This window comes from Microbacterium sp. DMC48, assembly GCF_056313825.1.
In genome coordinates, this window is record NZ_JBQUZN010000003.1 from 270,381 (window position 1) to 292,145 (window position 21,765).

The 21,765-nt window shown below is 67.0% G+C and carries 20 protein-coding genes and 1 pseudogene; 8 read left to right on the forward strand and 13 right to left on the reverse strand.

The window, feature by feature from the left end:
* Positions 1 to 13: 13 nt before the first annotated feature.
* The 4 genes from glf to ACT53O_RS01315 form a co-directional block, all read right to left on the reverse strand.
* On the reverse strand, positions 14 to 1,150 hold the full coding sequence (gene glf, locus ACT53O_RS01300; RefSeq protein WP_294981357.1) for a UDP-galactopyranose mutase: 1,137 nt from the start codon (positions 1,148 to 1,150) through the stop codon (positions 14 to 16).
* 61 nt (positions 1,151 to 1,211) lie between these two features.
* On the reverse strand, positions 1,212 to 2,441 hold the full coding sequence (locus ACT53O_RS01305) for a lipopolysaccharide biosynthesis protein (protein WP_294981354.1): 1,230 nt from the start codon (positions 2,439 to 2,441) through the stop codon (positions 1,212 to 1,214).
* A complete protein-coding gene (locus ACT53O_RS01310; protein ID WP_294981352.1) occupies positions 2,438 to 3,340 on the reverse strand; it encodes a glycosyltransferase in 903 nt (300 codons plus the stop codon). Before ACT53O_RS01310 ends, ACT53O_RS01305 begins: the two co-directional genes overlap by 4 nt.
* 50 nt (positions 3,341 to 3,390) lie before the next feature.
* Positions 3,391 to 4,581, reverse strand: a complete 1,191-nt coding sequence (locus ACT53O_RS01315) for a glycosyltransferase (RefSeq protein ID WP_476151047.1) — start codon at positions 4,579 to 4,581, stop codon at positions 3,391 to 3,393.
* Between the two features lie 86 nt (positions 4,582 to 4,667).
* Here ACT53O_RS01315 and ACT53O_RS01320 point away from each other — a divergent pair, with 86 nt between their 5' ends.
* From ACT53O_RS01320 to ACT53O_RS01330, 3 genes are all read left to right on the forward strand, one after another.
* Positions 4,668 to 5,534 (forward strand): glycosyltransferase family 2 protein, encoded by an 867-nt coding sequence (locus ACT53O_RS01320; RefSeq protein WP_476151049.1) that lies wholly within the window; start codon positions 4,668 to 4,670, stop codon positions 5,532 to 5,534.
* The gene (locus ACT53O_RS01325) at positions 5,527 to 6,414 is read left to right on the forward strand and encodes a glycosyltransferase family 2 protein (RefSeq protein WP_476151051.1); all 888 of its coding nucleotides are present in this window, start codon (positions 5,527 to 5,529) and stop codon (positions 6,412 to 6,414) included. Before ACT53O_RS01320 ends, ACT53O_RS01325 begins: the two co-directional genes overlap by 8 nt.
* A gap of 183 nt (positions 6,415 to 6,597) precedes the next feature.
* Positions 6,598 to 7,734: an NAD-dependent epimerase/dehydratase family protein gene (locus ACT53O_RS01330; RefSeq protein ID WP_294981471.1), complete on the forward strand. Its 1,137-nt coding sequence runs from the start codon at positions 6,598 to 6,600 to the stop codon at positions 7,732 to 7,734.
* Here the strand turns inward: ACT53O_RS01330 and ACT53O_RS01335 are convergent.
* The 3 genes from ACT53O_RS01335 to ACT53O_RS01345 are packed head-to-tail and all read right to left on the reverse strand — an operon-like array spanning position 7,727 to position 10,901.
* Positions 7,727 to 8,191, reverse strand: coding sequence for a DUF2304 domain-containing protein (locus ACT53O_RS01335; RefSeq protein ID WP_060960941.1), 465 nt, complete (start codon positions 8,189 to 8,191; stop codon positions 7,727 to 7,729). The two genes, ACT53O_RS01330 and ACT53O_RS01335, sit on opposite strands and share 8 nt — an antisense overlap.
* Positions 8,188 to 8,934 (reverse strand): glycosyltransferase family 2 protein, encoded by a 747-nt coding sequence (locus ACT53O_RS01340; RefSeq protein WP_060960942.1) that lies wholly within the window; start codon positions 8,932 to 8,934, stop codon positions 8,188 to 8,190. The genes ACT53O_RS01335 and ACT53O_RS01340 overlap by 4 nt, the downstream gene beginning before the upstream one ends.
* 23 nt (positions 8,935 to 8,957) lie before the next feature.
* Positions 8,958 to 10,901 (reverse strand): DUF6541 family protein, encoded by a 1,944-nt coding sequence (locus ACT53O_RS01345; protein ID WP_294981467.1) that lies wholly within the window; start codon positions 10,899 to 10,901, stop codon positions 8,958 to 8,960.
* Positions 10,902 to 11,045: 144 nt separating this feature from the next.
* Between ACT53O_RS01345 and rfbA the strand changes: the two genes are divergently transcribed.
* Genes rfbA through ACT53O_RS01370 form a run of 5 tightly spaced genes read left to right on the forward strand, consistent with a single transcriptional unit; the run spans position 11,046 to position 16,668 of the window.
* The gene (gene rfbA, locus ACT53O_RS01350) at positions 11,046 to 11,915 is read left to right on the forward strand and encodes a glucose-1-phosphate thymidylyltransferase RfbA (protein WP_294981464.1); all 870 of its coding nucleotides are present in this window, start codon (positions 11,046 to 11,048) and stop codon (positions 11,913 to 11,915) included.
* On the forward strand, positions 11,915 to 12,916 hold the full coding sequence (rfbB, locus tag ACT53O_RS01355; RefSeq protein ID WP_476151054.1) for a dTDP-glucose 4,6-dehydratase: 1,002 nt from the start codon (positions 11,915 to 11,917) through the stop codon (positions 12,914 to 12,916). Before rfbA ends, rfbB begins: the two co-directional genes overlap by 1 nt.
* A gap of 59 nt (positions 12,917 to 12,975) precedes the next feature.
* On the forward strand, positions 12,976 to 13,887 hold the full coding sequence (locus ACT53O_RS01360) for an ABC transporter permease (protein WP_294981459.1): 912 nt from the start codon (positions 12,976 to 12,978) through the stop codon (positions 13,885 to 13,887).
* 7 nt (positions 13,888 to 13,894) lie between these two features.
* Positions 13,895 to 15,118 carry an ABC transporter ATP-binding protein gene (locus tag ACT53O_RS01365; RefSeq protein WP_294981456.1) on the forward strand — a complete coding sequence of 408 codons (1,224 nt, stop codon included), beginning with the start codon at positions 13,895 to 13,897 and terminating at the stop codon, positions 15,116 to 15,118.
* A 38-nt stretch (positions 15,119 to 15,156) separates the two neighbouring features.
* Positions 15,157 to 16,668 (forward strand): polysaccharide pyruvyl transferase family protein, encoded by a 1,512-nt coding sequence (locus tag ACT53O_RS01370; RefSeq protein WP_476151057.1) that lies wholly within the window; start codon positions 15,157 to 15,159, stop codon positions 16,666 to 16,668.
* A gap of 9 nt (positions 16,669 to 16,677) precedes the next feature.
* On the opposite strand, the pseudogene ACT53O_RS01375 reads toward ACT53O_RS01370, so the two are convergent.
* From ACT53O_RS01375 to ACT53O_RS01400, 6 genes and pseudogenes are all read right to left on the reverse strand, one after another.
* Positions 16,678 to 17,238: pseudogene (locus ACT53O_RS01375) on the reverse strand (dTDP-4-dehydrorhamnose 3,5-epimerase family protein); the annotation flags it as partial.
* Complete coding sequence (locus tag ACT53O_RS01380; RefSeq protein WP_294981451.1) at positions 17,235 to 18,104, reverse strand: NAD-dependent epimerase/dehydratase family protein; 870 nt, start codon at positions 18,102 to 18,104, stop codon at positions 17,235 to 17,237. The pseudogene ACT53O_RS01375 and the gene ACT53O_RS01380, both read right to left, overlap by 4 nt.
* Positions 18,105 to 18,108: 4 nt before the next feature.
* Positions 18,109 to 19,341, reverse strand: a complete 1,233-nt coding sequence (locus tag ACT53O_RS01385) for an acyltransferase family protein (protein ID WP_476151059.1) — start codon at positions 19,339 to 19,341, stop codon at positions 18,109 to 18,111.
* A gap of 7 nt (positions 19,342 to 19,348) precedes the next feature.
* Positions 19,349 to 20,476, reverse strand: a complete 1,128-nt coding sequence (locus ACT53O_RS01390) for a glycosyltransferase family 2 protein (protein WP_476151061.1) — start codon at positions 20,474 to 20,476, stop codon at positions 19,349 to 19,351.
* A complete protein-coding gene (locus ACT53O_RS01395; RefSeq protein ID WP_060960953.1) occupies positions 20,473 to 20,739 on the reverse strand; it encodes a hypothetical protein in 267 nt (88 codons plus the stop codon). The genes ACT53O_RS01390 and ACT53O_RS01395 overlap by 4 nt, the downstream gene beginning before the upstream one ends.
* A gap of 214 nt (positions 20,740 to 20,953) precedes the next feature.
* Positions 20,954 to 21,765 (reverse strand): LGFP repeat-containing protein (locus tag ACT53O_RS01400; RefSeq protein ID WP_476151063.1); only part of this gene is annotated, 812 nt, incomplete at its 5' end.

The window sequence follows — 21,765 nt, forward strand, 5'->3', positions numbered from 1 at the left end:
GGCGACGTCGCCGTCAGGCGAGGTGGTTGTTCCACAGCGACAGCGCAGAACCGATCGCCATGTGCATGTCGAGGTACTGGTACGTGCCGAGTCGTCCGCCGAAGTGCACGTCCTTCTCACCCTTCGCGAGTTCGCGATAGGCGAGGAGCCCGGCGCGGTCGTCAGGGGTATTGACCGGGTAGTACGGCTCGTCGTCGCGCGTCGCGAAGCGGGAGAACTCTCGCATGATGACGGTCTTGTCGGTCGGGTAGCGGTCGGCACGCTCCGGGTGGAAGTGCTTGAACTCGTGGATGCGCGTGTAGGGCACGTGCGCATCGGCGTAATTCATGACGCTCGTGCCCTGGAAGTCGCCGACCTCGAGCACCTCTTCTTCGAAATCGAGGGTGCGCCACGAGAGCTCTCCCTCGGCATAGTCGAAGTAGCGATCGACGGGCCCGGTGTAGACGACAGGCAGCTGACCGACAGTCGCTGTCCTGTTGAGCGGCTGCGTCTCGTCGAAGTAGTCCGTCGACAGCTTGACCTCGATGTTGGGGTGGTCCGCCATCCGCTCCAACCAGGCGGTGTACCCGTCGGTCGGCAAGCCCTCCCACGTGTCGTTGAAGTACCGGTTGTCGTAGGTGTACCGAACCGGGAGTCGGCTGATGATGTCCGCCGGAAGCTCCTTCGGGTCGGTCTGCCACTGCTTGGCCGTGTAGTCCCGGATGAACGCCTCGTACAGCGGCCGGCCGATCAGGCCGATCCCGCGCTCCTCGAGATTCTGCGCCGACTTCGGGTCGAACTCCCCCGCCAGCTCGTGGACGAGCGCCCGTGCCTCGTCCGGCGTGTGCGCCGCCTGGAAGAACTGGTTGATCGTGCCCAGGTTGATCGGCAACGGGAACACGACCCCCTTGTGGTTCGTGTACACGCGGTGGACGTAGTCCGTGAACGTCGTGAACCGGTTCACGTACTCCCACACCGTCGCGTTCGACGTGTGGAACAGGTGCGCTCCGTAGCGGTGCACCTCGATGCCCGTCGTCGCCTCGTCCTCGCTGTACGCGTTCCCCCCGATGTGGTGGCGGCGATCGATGACCGTGACCTTACGGCCAGCGGCAGCGGCACGCTCGGCGATCGTGAGGCCGAAGAAGCCGGAACCGACGATGAGAAGATCCATGACATCCAATCCCGAGCGCGATGGCGCTCACTTTCCCAGGGTACCGAGCCGACCGGTGACCTCAGACGTACCGTCTTGCGTATCGTCGGACGTGCACCGCCCGATAGACGGCGAGTGCCGCGGCGACGATCAGGATGCCGAGGATGGCACCGTAGAGTCCGAGCCAGATCACCAGCGCCGCGATGACGGGGATACCGACCACCGCGGACGCGATCGACGAGAGCGCCAACTGGCGAGAGCCTCCGAGCGCGACGAGGCCCGAGAGACCGGCGATCTGAGCCACGCATTCGAAGGCGAAGGCGGCGCCGGCGATGACGGCGACCGTCCACGGCACCACGGCTTCGCCCAGGCTCAGCAGCGACGACACCGGGGTCGACAATGCCGCCAAAGCCACGCCCCCGAGGAGGCCGACTCCGGTTGCGACCTTCACTCCGGTCACCGCTCGGGCGCCCACGGTCGCTCGCCCGGATTCCGGCACCCACCCCTGAATGGCCTGCAGGATCGGGGCGAGGGCGAGGACTCCGTATTTCATCAGCCGATCGATCATGGCGAAGACCGGAACGGCGGCGGGCGCGAAGGCCTGAACGAGCACCGTCGGCGCAGCCGTCCACATGCTGGCCGAGATCGTGCTCGACACTCCTGCGGACTGGGAGCGCAGGATCTCGCGCCACGGAGTCGGGCGCGCGGCCCGACGCGGGCCGTCCTGGGGACGGGTGACGACGTAGACCATGGATGCCGCCACTCCGACGGCGGTCAGCGCCGCGGTGCAAGCGAGGTACGCGGTCAGATCTCCGGTGATCAAGACGGCGACCAGGCCGAGCACCTGACCCACGATGGAGGGCGTCGCGTCGAGGAGGAAGAGCGGGATCGGCCGATTCGTGCCCACGAAATACCAGGCGGCACTCAGTCCGGCGAACGTGTAGGTTCCGGCGGCGAGCACCGCGTTGATCCACGACTGGCCCGTGAGCTGAGCGCAGAGGATCACGGTAGGCACGAGCACCACCGCGAACAGCGTCCCGCGGACGGAGAACGACTGCATGAACACCGCCTTGCGCTCCTCGGGTGCGATAGCCGACACCATGCTCGGGCCCGTCGCCCCCCAGCCGAAGGCGACGATCACCGACGCGAACTGGGTGATGGCCTGCATGACGGCGAGATGCCCCCACTGCTCGGCGCCGACGGTAGCGATCAGGACGGGTAGCGAGAAGACCCCGACGAGCGTCGAAGCGACGATCGAGAGGGAGAACAGAGCGCTCCGGCGCAGCAGCTCGTGGCGAAACAGGCGCCTCATCGGCGTCGCCGGCTCCCCCGGATGGCACGCAGCCGCTCCTCGCTGACGCGACCCGTCACGCCGCGCAGCCCGTCGGAGAGCCCCGCTACGGCAGCCCGCCACTGCGCGCCGCGATCCGGCGACAGCACAACGCATCCGACCACCATCTCCGCCATCTTGCGGGTGCGGAACAGCATCCAGCGCCGGCGGCGGCGACCGAACACGCGGACGAGGATGGTGCTGTTGCGCACCATGTAGTAGGTGCGGAACGGAGCATGATACAGGACGTGTCGGGGCTTCCCGGCGATCACGAGGTGACGGCCGAAGACCGTCAGGGGCACCAGCTCACCCAGTTCGTGGGCGATCTGCGCACCCGCTGCCACCACGAAACGCAGGCCGTGCTCCTCAGCCCGGATGGAGAACTCGGAGTCGACCGCGTCGATGAACAGATCGGAGCGGTACGGTCCGACCTCGTCGAGGACCGAGATCGGGATCAGCTGACCGGCCTGGATGGGATCGAAAGCGAACCCATCACGCAGCAGGACGCGCTGGCCGCCGACGAACTCGGGCACGACGGCCGCGACCTCAACCCCGGACGCCGCTGATGCCGCGAGGATGCGCAGTGCGCCCTCGACGTACCCGGCCGGGGCGGACGAGTCCTGATCGAGGGTGAGCACGTGGGTGGCACCGAGCTCGCGTGCGCGCTGCACCCCCTCGTTCAGAGCGTTGCCGATGCCCGAGTTCTCGGCGATCTCGACGATGTGCAACGAGGGGAGCTCGAGGCCGAGCGCCGCCGTCGAATGGGTCCCGTCATCCACCAGGACGACCGCATCGACCTGCTCCCGGAGGGCGGTCACGCGGGCAGCGAGGGCCGGCGGCGCGTGGAACACGGGGATGACGGCGATGACGAAGTGGGACACAGGACTCCTCGGCCGCTCTCACTGGAAAGGAGCGGGATTTTCATCGTAGATCAGGGTGTTCGTGGGAACCCTGCGTACAGGCCGCGGAGGCGTCGTTCGAACGCGGTCACTCCGTAGCGGCTCTCCGCCCACTGCTGCGCACGACGTGTGCGGGCCGAGCCGTTCGCTGCGAGGGCGCCCACGACGGATGCGGCGAACTCGTCGGCATCGTCCGTCAGCCCGGCGAACAGGTCCGCGTCGCCGATGCCCTCCGCGCCCACGGGCGTCGCCACGACGGGCACTCCCCGCACCATCGCGTCGATCGTCTTGAACTTCACACCGGCGCCGGTGAACAGCGGGGCAATGAACACCGACGCCTCGGCATAGGACGGCTCGAGCGACTCGAGATACCCCGTGAGCACTGCTCGATCCGCGCGCGCGACCATGCGCTCAAGCCCCGGCCGCGGGTGCGCGCCCGCGATGACGAGCCGCGCAGACGGCACGGCACGCAGCACCGCGGGCCACACCCGTTGCAGGAACCACTCGATGCCGTCATGATTGTCCGCGCGGTTGAGCGCCCCGGTGAACAGCACGATCGGCTCCGCCGCCTGCGGCGCGCGGACTGGAGCGGTCTCTTCCGGACCCAGGCCCGGGAGAACGATCTCCACGGGAGTGCCCGGTGAGAGCTCGCGGGCCAGATCGGCGTCCTTCTGACTGAAGACGATCACCACGTCCAGCTGCGCCAGCGACAGCTGCTCGCGGCCTCTGCTGCGGGCGGCTGCGACCCGGTACGCACTGCTCAGCGGAGCTCGTGTGGCCCCTGCGGCGCGCTCCCAGCGCTGCGTGATCACGTCGTGCGCGATCCCCACCAGGAACCCCTCGGGCATCCGGCGCCGTACCGGCTCGGCGAGGGCGAACATCTCCGACCACTGAAACTCGATGACATCGGCCCGGTGCAGCCGATCCCACACCGCGGCATCCGCTCGGCGGAACTCGTTGCGCACGTTTCGCGTGACCACGCTTCCCGCCCAGGCGGCCTCGACGTCGGCGACGGGCTTCAGCCGGCCTCCGGCGAACAGTCCACTGCCGCGAATCAGAGCCACCGATGCGACGTCCTCGACGCGTCGAGACGCGTCCGCGTTGTCCGTCGTCAGCGGAGCGGTCGCATCGATCGCCCACTCTGACGCGAGGGCGCGGTAATGCGCACCGACGTAGCGGCCTCCGGCATGGGCGATACCCGGGTACGGGATATACTTCGTCAAGCTCGCAAGACGCGGAGGCTGCGCCTCGCTCGACTCCGACACCACGCTTCACCTCTCCCACGACGCGCTCCGACAGCGACCACTTTATGGAACAGTACGCGACGATCGTCATCAGCTACCGACGCCCCGATCTCCTGCGTTCGGTGCTGGCGAAGCTGGCGGAGCAGACGGTCCCGCCCGAGCTCGTCATCGTCGTCGACAATGCCGGCGACCTCGACGAGGACGTGCTTCACGAGAGCCCTCTGGCCCTGCACACGCACCTCATCCGACGACCGGACAATCCCGGCTACTCCGCGGCGGTCAATGAATCTCGCCCGTTCGTGCGTGCCGCCGGCATCGCTCGGCTGCTCGTTCTCACGCACGACGCGGAGTTCTCGCCGGAGCTCGCGGCCGAACTGCTGGTCGCGGCGGCCTCGCCAGCGGTCGGCGCCGCAGGACCGTTGCTGCGCCGGGCGTCGAACCCGTCGACCGTCTTCTCGGCGGGCGGGCGGCTCACGCGCACCGGGCGGGCATGGAACACCGTGGCTCCAGCCGCGGACGCGCCCTACCCGGTGGACTGGGTGGACGGCGCGATTGTCATGTACCGGACCGATGCGCTCGATCTCATCGATTGGCTCGACGAGCGCTATTTCCTCTACTTCGAAGACGTTGACACGGCGTGGCGGATGCGGCGTGCGGGGCGCCAGACCGTCGTGGTGCCGTCGGCGCTCGCCGCCCAGGATCCCGGAGCGCATCCGATGTATCTCGGCATCCGCAACATGGTGCTCTTCGCACGCCGCGCCGGCATTCCCGGATGGCGCTCGGCGCTGGGCGTGGCACGCCGCGTCGCTGAGGAGAGCGCCTTCCGCGTGCTGCACGGCCGCCACCCGGATGTGCTCGATGCGTGGCGCGGGTGGCGCGACGGCCATCGCGGACGGACCGGACACCCCCCGGCGAGGTCCCGCCGTGGCTGAGTTCGACATCCTCCTGCCGTTCTACGGGCCGTCGGATCAGTTCGAAGAAGCGGTGCGCAGCGTCCTCACCCAATCGCACGGCGACTTCCGCCTCCTGTGCGTCGACGACCACTACCCCTCCCTGGAACCGCGGGACTGGTTGTTGTCGCTGGGCGACCCGCGCATCGAGTACGTGCGCAACGACCGCAACCTCGGCGTCGCCGGCAACTTCTCGCGCTGTCTGGAGCTCGCGGAGGCGGATTGGTTCGTCATGATGGGCGGCGACGACATCATGCTGCCCGGGTACCTGGAAACGATGTCACGACAACTGCACGCTCATCCCGGTGTCGACATCATCCAGCTCGGCGTGGAGGTCATCGATGCCGGCGGCCGGCCCAGCCGGCCCCTGGGTGACGTCGTGAAGGCTGCGCTGCGCCCACGTACGCGCGGCGCATCCGTCGTCATCGAGGCAGAAGCGATGGCCAAGTCTCTCGCGCGGGCGGATTGGGCCTACTTCCCGTCCCTCCTCTGGCGCACCTCGACGGCACGGCGGATCGGGTTCGACACCAGGTTCGCGATCGCTCTGGACCTCTCCCTGCTGCTGGACATCGCGCTGGACGGCGGGCGGATGCTCATCGCCGACGACCTGGTGTTCCGATATCGGCGGCACGCGGCGTCGGCGTCCGCGGCGGGGACTCACGGGGACGTGCGCTTCACCCAGGAAGCGATGCTGCTCGATGCGTATGCGCGCCGGTTCGCCGCACGGGGATGGCACGGCGCCGCGCGGACCGCACGGGCGCGACTCATCCCGCGGCTGAACGCCCTCGTGTCGGCCGCGGCGGCGCTCGCCCGCGGACGAGGTTCACAAGCACGGCGCTACCTTCGCCACGTCTTCGCGTAGCCGGCGACATCTCGCCGCCTCGCGAACGGGTAGGGAGGGCTCGGGCCCGCGACGCGGTGACGATCTAGCGGTGACGATCTAGCGGTGACGATACAATCGAGATTCGCGCACGTGTTCGCGTATCGAGCCGACGCCGCTCCCGCGCCGCTCGGCGGCATCCGTCTTCGCCCAGGAGAACCACACATGCCCGACCACGTCCTCATCACCGGCGGCGCCGGTTTCATCGGTTCGCATCTGGCACGCTCCTTCGTGGAGGCCGGTTGCACCGTCACGGTGCTCGACTCGCTCATCGAGCAGGTGCATGGGCCGGATCCGGAGATCACCTCGCCGCTGCTGCGCTCGCTGGACGGTGTCGCGGAGGTTCGCCGTGGATCGGTCACCTCGATCGAGGATCTGCGCGACGCTCTGCGTGGTGCGACGATCGTGGTCCACCTCGCCGCTGAGACCGGCACCGGACAGTCGATGTACGAGATCGACCGCTACGTCGACGCCAACGTCGGCGGGACCGCGAAACTCCTCGACCTTCTCGCCAACGAACCGCACGATGTGCGGCGCATCGTCATCGCCTCGTCCCGCTCGGTGTACGGCGAGGGCTCGTACCTGACACAGGACGGGCGCGTGGTCTATCCGCCGCACCGCGCCGAGGTCGATATGGCGGCGGGCGACTTCGAGGTGCACCTGGCCGGCGAAGGTCCTCTGCGCATGGTCCCGACGGACGAGAACGCGCGTCTGCACCCGTCGAGCGTGTACGGCATCACGAAGCAGATGCAGGAATCGCTGGTCATGACCGTCGCGCCCACGCTCGGGATCGAGCCGGTGTCGGTGCGCTATCAGAACGTGTACGGCCCCGGCCAGTCACTGACCAACCCCTACACCGGCATCCTCTCGATCTTCTCGACCCTCATCAGACAGGGCAAGGAGATCAACATCTTCGAGGACGGTGCGGAGAGCCGCGACTTCGTGTACATCGACGACGTCGTGGAGGCGACCTTCCTCGCCGCCACGCACGCCGACGCGGCCGGAGGCATCTACAACGTCGGCTCCGGGGTGGCGACGACCGTGATCGACGTCGTTCATGCCCTGTTCTCCGCGTTCGGCACGGAGGTGCCGGTGCGGGTGTCCGGGAACTACCGACTCGGCGACATCCGCCACAACGTGGCCGACACGAGCGCTCTACGAGACCGGCTCGGTTTCACACCGTCCGTGCCCTTCGCCGACGGTGTCCGCCGCTTCGTCGACTGGGTTCGTGCAGAACCGACGACGGACGACGCCTACGAGCAGTCGCTCGAGGAGATGGCTCGCCGGAAGCTCCTCAAGTAGTCGAGCCGTCGAGGCCCCGACGATCACCCGGACCGGGTGATTCGTCGTCCCTCGCCGCGGCGGCCGACCCGTCGCCCCGTGTCCCGAGGTCGGCGCGTTCACGCTCGAGGAGAGCGAGGCGCGCGGCGAGGCCCTGGATCTCGGCGCGGGCGATGGCGGCTTCCTCGGCGAGCCGACGGATCTCGTCCTCGGCCTGAGACAGCTCCCACGACAGGTGGAGCGAGACACCGAGGAGAAGGACGATGCCGAGCGCGAAGATGAGGTTCGCCGGCACCTGGACTCCGAGCACGCCCGCAAGCCCCAGGAGCAGCTGGGGGAAGACGCCGAGGATGAGGACGGCGAAACCGATCACCAGCCACATCGCCGCATACTTCTCACGCAGACGACGAGCGAGCAGCATCCACACCACGATGACGAGGATGAGGACGGCGAGGACGATCCCGACGAGCACGATCATGCCGCAGCCTCCCCGACGGGACGACCTCGCGTCGGCGACGGACGGCGTGTGATCGCCAACGCGAGCGCGAACACCGACCGCAACAGGTACATGCTGGCCCCGATGGGCCCCTGGCTCGGAGTTCCATGAGCTCGGGGCCTCATGGCGACGGGCACCTGCGTGACCGTCAGCCCCGCGTGACAGGCCGCCACCAGCGAGTCGAGCGTGTCGCCGAGGTACTCCGCGGGGTAGTACTTCACGTATTGATCGATGGCGCGCGCGTTCGCGGCACGGAAACCGCTCGTGACGTCCGTGAGTCGGGTCTTCGCCACCCCGGACACGACGCGCGCGAGGACGATCATCGCCCAGCGCCGCGGGCCGCGCACCTGGTAGTCACCGACGTCGGCGAACCGCGCGCCGATGGAGATGTCCGCGTGCTCCAGTCCCTGCAGCACCCGGGCGATGTCGGCGGGATTGTGCTGCCCGTCGGCGTCGACCTGAATGGCGCGCGCGTAGCCCCGGCGCTGCGCGTAGGTGAAGCCGGTGCGCATCGCACCGCCCACCCCGAGGTTGAAGGGAAGAGTCAGCACCGTCGCTCCCGCGGCTCGCGCCTGCGCGGCCGTGTCGTCGGTCGACCCGTCATCGATGACGGCGACATCGAACGACGTGTCGCTCGCGCGGATCTCGCGCACGGTGGGGCCGACGCTTCGAGCTTCATTCCATGCTGGCACAATGACGAGCACGCGTCCCTCGGTCGAGCCCATACCCGCGATTCTATCCACGGACCTCACGGGCCCTCCTGTCCCTCGCACGCCACGATCTCGTAGAGACGCGCGTCACCTTGCTCGTCGACCAGACGCACCGCGGGCGACGTGGCGAGATCCTCGAACCCGGGGTAGCTGTGCGTTCCCGGAAGGATCTCGCGGGTACCGAAATCCAGCACGAAGCGCGTGTGCGTGCGATCGAGGGCCGCGCAGACGGCGTCGCCCGCGCGAGCCGAACGGAGACCGTCCTGGATCGTGCGGATGTCCGGGGACACCTCGGACAGTGTGTGCGGCTGCAGCACCTGACGCCCCGCGAGCGCGTAGGCGAGCGCGGTGCCGGTCCAGGGGTTTCCTGCGATCACCGCCCCCTCCGGCACCCGGTCGCCGAGCCGCTCGAGAAGCGCGTACTCGTCCGAACTGATCAGCAGGGAGTCGGGCGCGATGCGGTACACGGTGTTGACGAAGGAAGAGACCGTCGCGACGGGGCCCGTGAGGACCAGGGCGATCGCGGCGACGCCCGCCACGCTCCCCACGGCGCGCACGGCGCGTCCGACGCGCACCCCCGAGGCATCGGCCAGCCGCTTGAGCATCCTCCAGACCCACTCCGTGCCGAGGGCCGCCAGCGGCACCATCGTCATCGGAACGATCGCGGCGAGACGCGGGATGTTGTTGTACCAGCTCCCTGTAAGGACGTCTCGCAGCGGTTGATAGGTGAACGATGAAACCACGACGAACAGCCCGGCCGCGACCACGTACATCGACAGCGCGACGAAAGCCTCCGGACGGCGCGACACGGCCGTGGCGACGATCCCGGCGAGCACCGCGACCGCCACGACGACGGAGGGCGACGCGTACCACATCGATGCCGTCAGCACTTGGCCGACGGCATCCGGGATCGACAGCGTCGGGGGCCATCCACGGGCGTCTGCCGGCGGTCGCAGCACCTTGAGCAGCAGGAGACCGACGCCTGCATAGGCCACGAAGCCGAGCACGACCAGGATGCGCCGACGCCCCGCGGTCCGCCGGGAGAGCCGCCACGCGAAGAGGGTGACCATGGGCAGGGTCAGCGCCAGGACGACGACGAACGCACCGGGGTGCGCCAGTGACAGCCCCGGGAGCGTGCCGAGGAAGATGAGCGACCACCAGGTCCGCGGCATCGTCGTCCGCGCACCGAAGCCGAGGGCCTGCACGGCCGCCGCGAGCGCCACCGGCACGAGAGCGAGACCCAGCTGGAAGGGGAAGAGGACGCCGTAGTCCATCAACAGGAAGGGGAAGGCGGGCACCCCCACGGCGGCGACCACCGCGGCGACAGACAGCACCCGCCCCGTCCCCAGGAGCGTGCGGGTGAGCAGGAGGGCGCCGAGCGGCCAGATGACGGCCGAGACGACCAGGGTGACGGCGTTCACTCCGATCGGGATGGCCACACCGGTCAGCGTGATCACGAGCGAGACGAGAGCGTGCCACGCCGCCGGATAGAACGGCAGCGTGCCCCCCGGGTTCGTCATCCGTCCGAGGTTGAACGACGAAGCGTTTCCCGTGTCCAGGACATATCGGACACCGTTGAGATGGAAGATGTTGTCGAAGGTCTGCGAGAAGTTGGTCGGCTCCCCGATCGCGACGCAGACCCGCCAGACGAGAAAGCCGCTGCCCAGCACGATCGCGGCCAGCACCCAGAAGTCGGGGCGCGAACCCCCCGCCTCCGTCGACGGTCGCACCCACCTCCGGCGGATCAGCGTCAGTGCAACGGCCAGAATCGCAGTGAGCAGGATGAGGGGGACGGGCGACCAGACCAACTCGACCCACGGCGCGGTGACGGAGGCGAGCGCGATCGCCGTCAGGGCGAATGCCGGAGCCGCGGCACACGCCCACAGTCCGCGCAGGCCCACCGCCCAGGAGAGCACGCCGCCGACGACGGCGAGGACGGCGAGGGCAGCGAGCACGGCAACAGCGAGCAAAAGCCAGGTCACGGGGTGAAGTCCTCGGGAGTCGTGTCCGCTCGATTCTCGCGGATCCCATCCACACTAATCGTGCGGCCTGGAAGAACACCGACGCGCGCCGCGTCCGCAGGTTCTGCGGAGAGAGACGACCGCCGTCTGGCAGGATGGGAGACCATGAAGGGCATTATCCTGGCGGGCGGCTCCGGCACCCGGCTGCACCCCATCACCCTCGGGGTGTCGAAGCAGCTGGTTCCTGTGTACGACAAGCCGATGATCTACTACCCGCTGTCGACGCTGATGCTCGCGGGCATCCGGGACATCCTCGTCGTGACCACCCCCCATGACGCGCCCTTCTTCGAGCGGCTCCTGGGCGACGGTTCCCAGTTCGGGGTGAACATCTCCTTCGCTCAGCAGCCGTCGCCCGACGGCCTCGCCCAGGCGTTCACGATCGGCGCCGACTTCATCGGCACCGACAAGGTCGCGCTCGTCCTCGGCGACAACCTCCTCTACGGCCCCGGACTGGGCACCCAGCTCAAGCGGTACACGGACGTCGACGGCGGCGCCGTCTTCGCCTACTGGGTCGCCGAGCCCTCCGCGTACGGTGTCGTCGAGTTCGACGCCGAAGGCAGAGCCGTCTCGTTGGAGGAGAAGCCCGTCGCGCCGCGCAGCAACTACGCGGTACCGGGTCTCTACTTCTACGACAACGACGTCGTGGACATCGCCCGGAACCTGCGGCCGTCGGCGCGCGGCGAGTACGAGATCACCGACATCAACAAGGCCTACCTGGAGGCGGGAAAGTTGCAGGTCGAGGTGCTGCCGCGCGGAACCGCGTGGCTGGACACGGGCACCTTCGACCAGATGACGGATGCCGCAGACTACGTGCGGACGATCGAGCGCCGCACCGGTTTGCGGATCGGGGTACCGGAGGAGGTCGCGTGGCGGCAGGGGTTCCTGTCCGACGCGCAGTTGAACGAGCGGGCGCAGAAGCTCGTGAAATCAGGCTACGGCACCTACCTGCTCAGCATTCTGGAACGAGGACTCTGATGGCGCGCAAACTCCTGGTGACCGGTGGTGCCGGTTTCATCGGTTCGAACTTCGTCCACCATGTCCTCTCCCACACGGATGATCATGTGACGGTGCTGGACAAACTCACGTATGCGGGCAATCTGGCCTCCCTTGAGGGGTTGCCGGAGGACCGGTTCCGGTTTGTTCAGGGTGACATTGCCGACGCTGCCCTGGTGGATGGGTTGTTCGCGGAGGCGGATGCAGTGGTGCATTACGCCGCGGAATCGCATAACGACAACAGTCTGAACGATCCGCGACCGTTCCTGGATACCAACATCATCGGCACGTACACGTTGCTGGAGGCGGCGCGTAAGCAAGGGAGACGGTTGCATCACATCTCCACCGATGAGGTGTACGGGGACCTGGAGCTGGATGATCCGGAACGGTTCACGGAGAACACCCCGTACAACCCCTCGTCGCCGTACTCGTCGACGAAGGCGGGTTCGGATCTTCTCGTGCGCGCGTGGGTGCGTTCCTTCGGTGTGCAGGCGACCATCAGCAACTGTTCGAACAATTACGGCCCGTATCAGCATGTCGAGAAGTTCATTCCGCGTCAGATCACGAACGTGATCCGTGGGATCCGTCCGAAGCTGTATGGGGCGGGTGAGAACGTGCGGGATTGGATCCACGCCGATGATCACTCCAGTGCGGTGCTCACGATCCTAGAGAAGGGTGTCATCGGGGAGACGTACCTGATCGGTGCGGATGGGGAGAAGGACAACAAGACCGTGGTCGAGTTGATCCTGACCCTGATGGGTCAGCCCGCGGATGCGTACGACCATGTGACCGACCGTGCCGGCCACGACCTGCGCTACGCGATCGACTCCACGAAGCTGCGCACCGAGCTGGGCTGGGCTCCGCAGTACCGAGACTTCGAGGCGGGTCTTGCCGCGACGATCAACTGGTACCAGCAGAACGAAGCATGGTGGGCACCGGCGAAGGACGGCGTCGAAGCGTTCTACGCCAGCAAGGGACAGTGACCCGCGGACGGCCTCATTCTCAGGCTGGCGCACAGGCCCCACCAGGTAGACTCGCAAGGATGTTTGCTTCAGACCGGGATGCTGGCGAGCGGATGCGCCGCCTCGCAGCGACGCCGCTCGAGGAGGTCGGCGGATCCCACGGCCGCCGCTCATCCGTCGGAGCCCTGCGCAACGTGCTGTCGCGGCGTGAGATGCTCGGTCTGCTCATTCGCCGCGACCTCAAGGCCCGCTATAAGGACTCGACCCTCGGCTTCTTCTGGTCGACCGCCCGCCCCCTCATCCAGCTCGCGATCTACTTCGTCGTCATGGGGCAGTTCCTCCAGGCGGCGAAGAGCATCCCTGATTTCGCAGTGTACGTCTTCGCCGGCCTGTCGGCCATCGGACTGTTCACGGAGATCATCACCGGAGCGACGAGCTCGATCCTGAACAATGGCGGCCTGGTGAAGAAGGTCTACCTGCCGCGAGAGATCTTCCCGCTCTCGAGCGTCGGATCGGCGTTGTTCAACTTCGGCATTCAGCTGGTCATCCTCCTCGGCGCGACCTTGCTCGTGGCGAAGCCGCCGCTGCACCTCCAGTTCCTCTACTTCTTCCCCGCTCTCCTCGTCCTCGTCGTCTACGCGACCGCGTTCGGGCTGCTGTTCAGCGCGGTCAACGTGTACCTGCGCGACACGCAGTACCTCGTCGAGGTCGTGACGATGCTGCTGTTCTGGGCGAGCCCGGTCGTGTACTCGTGGGAGATGGTGCGCAACCTGATCTCGAGCCCGCTGCTCCTCGAGGTGTACACCAACAACCCGCTGACGCTCGCCGTCCTCGGATTCCAGCGTGCGTTCTGGGTCGCCGGTGAAACGCACGTGTGGCCCGGCGAACTCATGCTGCGCCTCCTCGTCGCGCTCGGGATCGGGCTCGTACTCCTCATCTTCTGTCACCGCACCTTCGTTCGCCTGCAGGGCAACTTCGCCCAGGAGCTCTGAGCCGGCCATGCCTTCCTCATCCCGCGACCAGGACGACGTCACGCCTCCCGTGGTGGCATCCGTCGAGCACGTCTCGAAGCGATTCGTCATCCGCAAGGACTCCTCCATCAAGGAGCGCATCGTCACACTCGGCAGGGCGGGCAGGCGCCATCGGCAGAGCTTCTGGGCCCTCGACGACGTGACACTCGACATCCGCGCCGGCGAGACGATCGGACTGATCGGTCACAACGGGTCCGGGAAGAGCACACTGCTCAAGATGATCGGCGGGATCATCGAACCGACGTCGGGAACGGTGCGCGAACGGGGCCGCCTCGCGGCGCTGCTCGAGCTCGGCGCCGGTTTCCATCCGGATCTCACCGGCCGCGAGAACGTCTTCCTCAACGCCTCGGTGCTGGGGCTGAGTCGCGAGGAGACCGAGACGCAGTTCGACGACATCGTCGCTTTCGCCAACATCGGCGATTTCATCGATACGCAGGTCAAGTTCTACTCATCGGGCATGTATGTGCGACTGGCGTTCGCCGTGGCGGTGCACACCGACCCCGACATCCTGCTCGTTGACGAGGTGTTGGCCGTCGGGGATGAGGCCTTCCAGCGCAAGTGCATGGACCGCATCCGGCAGTTCCAGCACGAGGGACGCACGATCATCCTCGTCAGCCACTCGTTGGATCAGGTGGTGGACTTGTGCGGGCGCTCCGTCCTGCTGGATCACGGGAAGATCGTCTACGACGGCAACCCCACCGTCGCGGTCGCCAAATTCCGAGACCTCCTCGAGGAACGGCGCCTGGAGGAACGGGCGACGGATGCAGCAAACGCGCGGACAGGTGGTGCAGCCGTCACGACGGTCGTCGCTCGTACGGGCGATTCCCGCTCCGAAGGACCGCTGCGGCGCGGTGAAGACTTGGAAATCGTGGTCACTGTCGCTGCCGACCACCTCGACGACTGGTCCTGCCGGATTCAGATCGACGACAAGATGGGCCAGAAGGTCTACGTCACGGGTACGGACTGGCTGGGAGTGACGCAGGAGGCGCTGTCCGGAGAGCGGGAGGTGCGCTTCCTGCTGCGCGCACCCGCGTTCGGCGGTGGAAAGTACTTCGTCAACGCGGCACTGCTGAACGATCAGGGTCAGACCCTGCACAACGTGATGCAGGCGACGTCGTTCAACGTCGAAGCCGACCCGCACGCCATCGGATTCTTGAGCATCCCCGTGGAGGCATCGGCTTCAGGCAGGTAGGGCGGATGCCTGGCACAGGAAACGGATAGGCTAGGGCGATGTCCCTCTCGCCAGCCACCACCCGGCGCCGGATGCTGCATTTCGTCAGCCGAGTCGACGACAGCAACGCCGGGGACAGCGTAGCGAGCCCCCTCACCCACTACGTGGAGCGGTTCGCCGCTTTCCCCTTCCGACGGCATGACATCCGCTACATCGACTGGGACGCCATTCACCACGACGATGTCGTGATCCTCGGCGGCGGCGGCGTGTTCGACCACACCGAGTTCATGAACCGCGCGATCAATCGATTGCTTCGCGTCGGTACGCCCGTCATCGCGTGGGCGCCGGGGTTCAACACGCACTTCGGCTTGTCCTCCTCGTTTCGGACGCCGATCGACTTCGATCGATTCGCGATCCTCACGGTCCGCGACTTCGAGAACGAGCACGGCATCCCCTACCTCCCGGATGTCACGTGCGTGATGCCGCAGTTGCGGACGACGCACGAGATCCGCAGGCGGTTCGGGATCGCGCACCACAAGGACTTCCCGCTGGACCTCCCCGGCTATGACACGATCTCCAATGAAACGACCGTGGAGGAGATCCTCACCTTCATTGGTGAGAGCGAGATCGTCGTGTCCAACAGCTATCACATGATCTACTGGGCGACCTTGATGGGCAAGCCCTGCCTGAGCCCCGGAGGCTTCTCGACGAAATTCGACCGGTTCGAGTACCCACCGACCTTCATGAACCCGGGCGAGGATCTCGAGGGTGCGGCGAGAAGAGCGCGCTCTTACGACGTCCTGGACGCCTGCGTCGAGAAGACCGAACTCTTCCTGGAGGACGTCCTCGCCGTCGTCCGCGCACACGTGCCCGAGGGCGTCGCGCCCTGGGACGCCTACGATCTGGCGACGCGCGCGGCCGAGGCCGAGCAGCGCGCACGCGAACTCCGCCTTCTGCCGGGGGACATGGTGGCATCGAAGCTGTTGATCGACACCGGAGCCGGCTTCACGGATGACCAGCGCATCGACGCCACGAACAATGTGTTCGGCGACGACCGGATGACAGTGACGTTCGATCTCTCCGCCTACACGAACATCGAAAGAGTCCGCTTCCACCCCTTGGACGGATGGGTCAGCCGGATCTCGGTGCTCTCCGCGATGTCGGACGTCGGCGACGCAGCGCTCGTTCCCGAGGGTGCGTCATCGGCGGACGGCGTCGACACCTTCCTCACGACGAACCCGTGGTACATGTCGTCGTCGCCGGTGGCGGGGACCCTGGAGATCTCGTTCCATCTGGCGCTGGTCCCGAAGGCGGAAACGGAGTGGAACGTCCTGCAGCTGGACCGCCTGGCCCGCATCCGCACGGCAGAGCGCGACGCCGCGGCCATGGAGTTCACCCAGACGTATGAGCATCTGATGGGCACGGCCCGCGAGCTCGACGATACGCGATCGGAACTGCGGGAGACCCGGTCACGACTGCAGCGCATCGAGCAGAGCCGCGCATGGCGGGCGACGAGTCCCGTGCGAGCCGTCGCGCGCCGCCTGCGCGCTCTTCGAGATCGCCGTCGGTGATCTCGCTCAGAGGGGCGTGACCTCCCCCAGCCGGGGGTGCTGTCGATCCTTGTCGGACAACTCGACGTCCGCGAGCGGAATCGGCCACGGGATGTCGGCGGTCTCATCGGCGAGGTTCACGAAGGAGTACTCGCCCAGCTTCTCGGGGCTCCAATGGTCGTTCACGAGGTAGGTGTACACCGTGTTGGGCTCGAGAGTCTGGTACGAGTTGCCCACGCCGCGCGGAACGAAGATCGCGGTCGACGGGTCGAGTTCCGCCGTGAAGACGGTGCCGAAGCTCTCACCGGCGCGAAGATCCACCCACGCGCCGAAGACGGATCCGAAGCCGATCGAGATGAACTTGTCCCACGGTTCCGCATGGATGCCGCGCGTCGTGCCGATGGCGTCATTGAACGAGATGTTGTTCTGCACCGGACCGAAGTCCGGAATACCCAGCTCCATCATCTTCTCGCGCTGCCAGTTCTCCTTGAACCATCCGCGGTTGTCGCCGTGGACGGGCAGATCGACGAGGAGAAGCCCGGGTATCGGCGTGGTGCGGGCGGCGAGCGATTTGCCGTACTCGATGGTCACGAATGCTCCTTAGCGAAGGGTGAGGCGGACATGAGCGCGGATATGGCTGCTGCGTCGGCCCAGGTGCCGGGGGAATCGTAGGGGCGGTCGGGAAATGCTCCGTACTCGAGCGAGAGCCCCAGACCGTTATCGGCGATGAACCTCTCCACTCGGCTCGCGAGCGACTCCGGCGCGCCGCTCGCGACGTTCAGGACCCCGGTCACACCGGGAGAGACGGCGGCGACGGCGATCTGCCGGCCGAGCTCCACCACATCGATGAAGTCGTACAGGGTCTTCCCGGTCGTGAACGGGAAGACCGTCTCACCACGGTCGGCCGCCTCGAGCAGTTTGGCGAAGATCGAACGGTTTCGTCGATCATCGCCCAGGATGTAATAGGCGCGCAGCCAGACGTATTCGGAGCGCTCACCGATGGCGATGGTGGTCGAGCGTCGCAGGGCATCCTTCGCGACGCCGTACAGCGTGAGCGGATTGGTGGGGGTGTCGGCGGTCACCGGCCCCTCCCAGTAGCCGATCTCGTGCATTGTCCCGAGCGCGGCGATGCGCGCAACCCCGGCGTCGGCGAGCCCCGTCAGAAACGCGTAGTGGCGTGACAGCTGCGCCATGTGGGACGGCGCGTTGTGCACGAAACCGTCCTGCCACGCGAGGTGGATGACCGCCGTGACGTCGCCGACCCCGACGGCCCGGACCACATCCGCGCCCTCTGTGAGGATGTCGGCCTCGAAGACACGTGCCCGGGGGTCGATGACCGCGGCGGAGCCGGGCCGCACGACGGCGATCGGTTCGAAGCCGAGGTCGGCGATCGCAGTGACGACATGCCTTCCGACGTAGCCGGCCGCACCGGTGATGATGACCGATGATCCCGCCATAATCCTAGATCGCTCCTCTCAGGGCCCCGACAACCACCAGCGCTCCCGTCACGAGAAGCAGAAGCACGAGCGGCGTCATCCGGAGCCACGAGGGGACGCGCGACGAGCTCGCCTTCGGCGGCACCGGCTTCCACCCTCCCAGGACGGCGACGCCACGCGGCATCCAATGCTTCAAGTCCAACGCAGGCTTCTCGATGAGCATGTAGCTCGCGAGCGCATACAGGTGCACGACCACAATGACCACGGCGAGATATGCCACCGTTCCCCACTTCTCGACGCCGAATACCGCCGCAAGGAACATGACGGGCCACCCCGCGATGTAGATGCCGTATGAGAGGTCCGCCCTCCGGTCCCAGTTGGCAAGGACCTTCACCCGACTGCCGAACCAGATCAGGCCGTAGGCGAAGGCGTACTGGCCGACGACGAACCATCCACCGCGCCACCAGCACAACGCTGCCAGAACGAGCATTCCGATCCCGAGCCGATCATCGAAGGGGACCTTGTCGATGAAGAGCTGGACCAGTGTGCCGAAGGCGAAGGGCGCGGCGAGTTGCAGAACCTGCGGGTTGCCGAGCAGCTGGAACGTCGAGGCCAGGTCGCCGACGTGCAGAGCCTGCAGCATGCTGAGCGCGAGAATCAGCACCGCGAAGGCCGCACCCACGATGCGCCCGGCCAGTGCGCCCACGACGCCGAGCGCCAGGACCCCCAGGTAGCAGCCGAACTCCCACATGAGGGTCCATGCGGAGCCGTTCCAGGTGTTGTACCCCTCCAGCACCGCGTGAACGCCGGAGCCCGTACCGGCGATCGACCACTGGCCGAGGATCAACGTGAAGTTGCGCGCCACGTAATCCCACGGCGAGTCCGTTGCAACGGAGAAGAAGCCGCGAATGGTCCCACGCTCGTGCCACCACGCCAGGGGCGCGAACACGAATGCGGTGATGACGAGGACGAGGAACCAAGCCGGGAAGATACGGACGAGGCGATGCCAGAGGAAGCGCACCGGGGAGGAGCTGTTCATCATGCTGCGGGTGATGAGCATTCCCGACAGAAAGAAGAAGCCCGTGACGGCCACTCCGCCCAACGACGTCTCCGCTCCCCACTGGGCGCCGATGTCGACGCCGCCGAAGAGACCGGCGACGGGTCCCGCGTGCGAGAAGATGACCATGAAGGCCATCAGCCAGCGAAGAAAGCCGATGGAGTTGTTACGGGTGTCGAACGCGACAGCGAGACTCGTCAATCCGCGCTCACAATCCGACGGGATAGCCGAACGTGTCGGCGCCCTCCCAGATCGACGGGCGGAGGTTGGTCGCAACAGGGCGCTGCCCGCCGAAGTAGGCGACCACCGCGCCGACGACATCGATCTGATCGGTGTCGATCTCCGTCGTGAAGCCGCACCACTGTGCCATGCACATCTCGTCGACTTCGGACCGCGTGGTCACCGTCACCATCTTCGGGTCGATGTCGTCCCAGTCGGATGCCCCGTTGACCAGCGCATAGCCGTTGACGGCGGCGGCGTGCGCGATGATCGCCGCCACCGCTTCCGGGCGCGCGTCGTCCATGACCCCGGAGCGCATGAAGGCATCGACGCTCCAACGGAACATCGGTGAGCGGTGCTCCACGATCGCTTGATTCGTCCAGTCGGCGATATCGGACTGCGACACCACCCCGGCCGCGAGAGTCGAGCCACGTCCGGCGTGGTAGACGTAAGCCCCCTGGACGAGAAGGTGCCGGTACCCGGCGCTCGTCGCCCGGGCGGACCAGTCCGACTCCTCACCGTAGCCCCGCCCGAAGACGGGGTCCATGAGTCCGACGACCTCCAGTCGCGGCACGGGCACCATCATGGCGAACGAGATGCCGGCGGGAATGTCGATCGCCTCCGTCCCGAAACGGTTGTGGAGGGCGGTTCCGATGAGATCGGCGACGTCCTGCTCCTCCGGATACAGTTCCACACCGCAGGGCAACGAGTACGGTTCGACGTTGGTCGACCATGCCGTCGCTGACGCGACGTCGTCGTGCCCGCGCAGCGCCTCCAGCAGCACGCTCACCGAGTTCTTGGAGTAGATGACGTCGGAGTTGGAGATCACGACGTAGTCGTATTCCAGCTTCTGCGCCGTCGTGAGACCCAGGTTGACGTTCCGAGGAATGCCGAGGTTGCGCGGGGTCCGGTAGTAGGTCGCACCCGTGCGCTCGGAGAGCTCTGCGAGGTAGTCGCCGAAGCCCGGTTCGGGGCTCGCATCGTCGAGCACGAGCACATCGAGATCGAAGCCATCGTGCTCGATGGTCGCGATCGAGTTCATCGTCCGCTCGGCGAAATCGCGGCCGTTGTAGAAGGTGACCGCTAGGAGGACGCGCGGCCTCGTGGGCGCGCTCACCGGCCCATCATCCGCTTGGCGCGACGACCGATGACGTAGAGGGTGTGGTTCTTGCGGAACACATGCTCGATCTTGCGCCGCGGATCGAGCATGAGTTTGAGCTGCACGACTTCGGCCTCGAGTTCCGTGATCCGCTTCTCGCGCTCCAGCATGCCGCGAGTCAGTTCTATGACCCGTGCGTTCGCGACCTCGACGTCCTTGAGTGCACGCTCGAGAGAGACGGAATCGACGGCATCCGCGGACAGCACACGGTCATCGGTCATCTGGAATCCTCTCGTCAGTACCCTCGGCGAGGGGACGTGGGGCCGGGTTCTCACCGGGGAGCACGACCGGCCTCAGATGAGCCCGCCCCGGCAGGCAGTGCAGCGGACTCGGAGGCGATCAGGACGCCGCGGGTTCGGTATCGCGTGCCGGCGATCTCCCCCGCCCCCAGCAGATTAGCATCCATCGCCGTGGACTCTTCGCGACGACCGACCGTCACGGCGCCACCGAGATCGTGCCGAACTGGAAGTCCTGAGCCGTGCCCCCCGAAACGTTCTTGGCCGCGCGCAACGGAAGTCCGTATCGCCCGTTCGCTCCGCCGGCCGCGATCCACCGACTGTAGATCGGCGCCGACACGACGTTGGCACCCGTTGCCGGCGACCAGACGATGGATCCGTTGTCGAAGTCGACCCCGCACCATTTCCCGTTGCAGGTGGCGGCGGCGAGCACACGCCCGAGCGTGCCGGTGGGACCACCCGCCGCCATCCAGAGATCACGGTATTCGCCGAGGACGGCGATCACGCCGTTGGAGGGAGACCCCGAGAGCACGCCGCCCTGGAACGACTGCGAACACGTCACCGCCGTGCACACCGCCGCCGCCGTCGGCGCACCCAACGCCCCGCCGCGCGCACCCTGTGCCTGCCACGGCTGCAGGAACCAGCCCGACACCGTCACCATCCCGTACGCCGGCGTCCACGCCAGGACACCGCGCTGGAAAGCCTGCGAACAGCTCTTGCCGTCACACGAGTCGTTGCCCAGCGGCAGACCCAGCGAGCCCGTGACGCCGCCCGTCGCGAGCCACACGTCACGGTACTGTCCCGTCACGGCGACGACGCCGTTCGACGGCGAACCGACCAGCAGACCGCCCTGGAACGACTGCGAACACGTCACCGCCGTGCACACCGCCGCCGCCGTCGGCGCACCCAACGCCCCGCCGCCCGCACCCTGCGCCTGCCACGGCTGCAGGAACCAGCCCGACACCGTCACCATCCCGTACGCCGGCGTCCACGCCAGGACACCGCGCTGGA

Excerpts from the sequence above, each read along its gene's own strand:
- ACT53O_RS01380 (WP_294981451.1), bottom strand. The coding sequence starts at position 18,104 with ATGGCGGGATCATCGGTCATCATCACCGGTGCGGCCGGCTACGTCGGA.
- ACT53O_RS01370 (WP_476151057.1), top strand. The coding sequence starts at position 15,157 with ATGTCCCTCTCGCCAGCCACCACCCGGCGCCGGATGCTGCATTTCGTC.
- rfbA (WP_294981464.1), top strand. The coding sequence starts at position 11,046 with ATGAAGGGCATTATCCTGGCGGGCGGCTCCGGCACCCGGCTGCACCCC.
- ACT53O_RS01305 (WP_294981354.1), bottom strand. The coding sequence starts at position 2,441 with ATGAGGCGCCTGTTTCGCCACGAGCTGCTGCGCCGGAGCGCTCTGTTC.
- ACT53O_RS01340 (WP_060960942.1), bottom strand. The coding sequence starts at position 8,934 with ATGGGCTCGACCGAGGGACGCGTGCTCGTCATTGTGCCAGCATGGAAT.
- ACT53O_RS01360 (WP_294981459.1), top strand. The coding sequence starts at position 12,976 with ATGTTTGCTTCAGACCGGGATGCTGGCGAGCGGATGCGCCGCCTCGCA.
- rfbB (WP_476151054.1), top strand. The coding sequence starts at position 11,915 with ATGGCGCGCAAACTCCTGGTGACCGGTGGTGCCGGTTTCATCGGTTCG.
- ACT53O_RS01395 (WP_060960953.1), bottom strand. The coding sequence starts at position 20,739 with ATGACCGATGACCGTGTGCTGTCCGCGGATGCCGTCGATTCCGTCTCT.
- ACT53O_RS01365 (WP_294981456.1), top strand. The coding sequence starts at position 13,895 with ATGCCTTCCTCATCCCGCGACCAGGACGACGTCACGCCTCCCGTGGTG.
- glf (WP_294981357.1), bottom strand. The coding sequence starts at position 1,150 with ATGGATCTTCTCATCGTCGGTTCCGGCTTCTTCGGCCTCACGATCGCC.
- ACT53O_RS01330 (WP_294981471.1), top strand. The coding sequence starts at position 6,598 with ATGCCCGACCACGTCCTCATCACCGGCGGCGCCGGTTTCATCGGTTCG.
- ACT53O_RS01320 (WP_476151049.1), top strand. The coding sequence starts at position 4,668 with ATGGAACAGTACGCGACGATCGTCATCAGCTACCGACGCCCCGATCTC.
- ACT53O_RS01335 (WP_060960941.1), bottom strand. The coding sequence starts at position 8,191 with ATGATCGTGCTCGTCGGGATCGTCCTCGCCGTCCTCATCCTCGTCATC.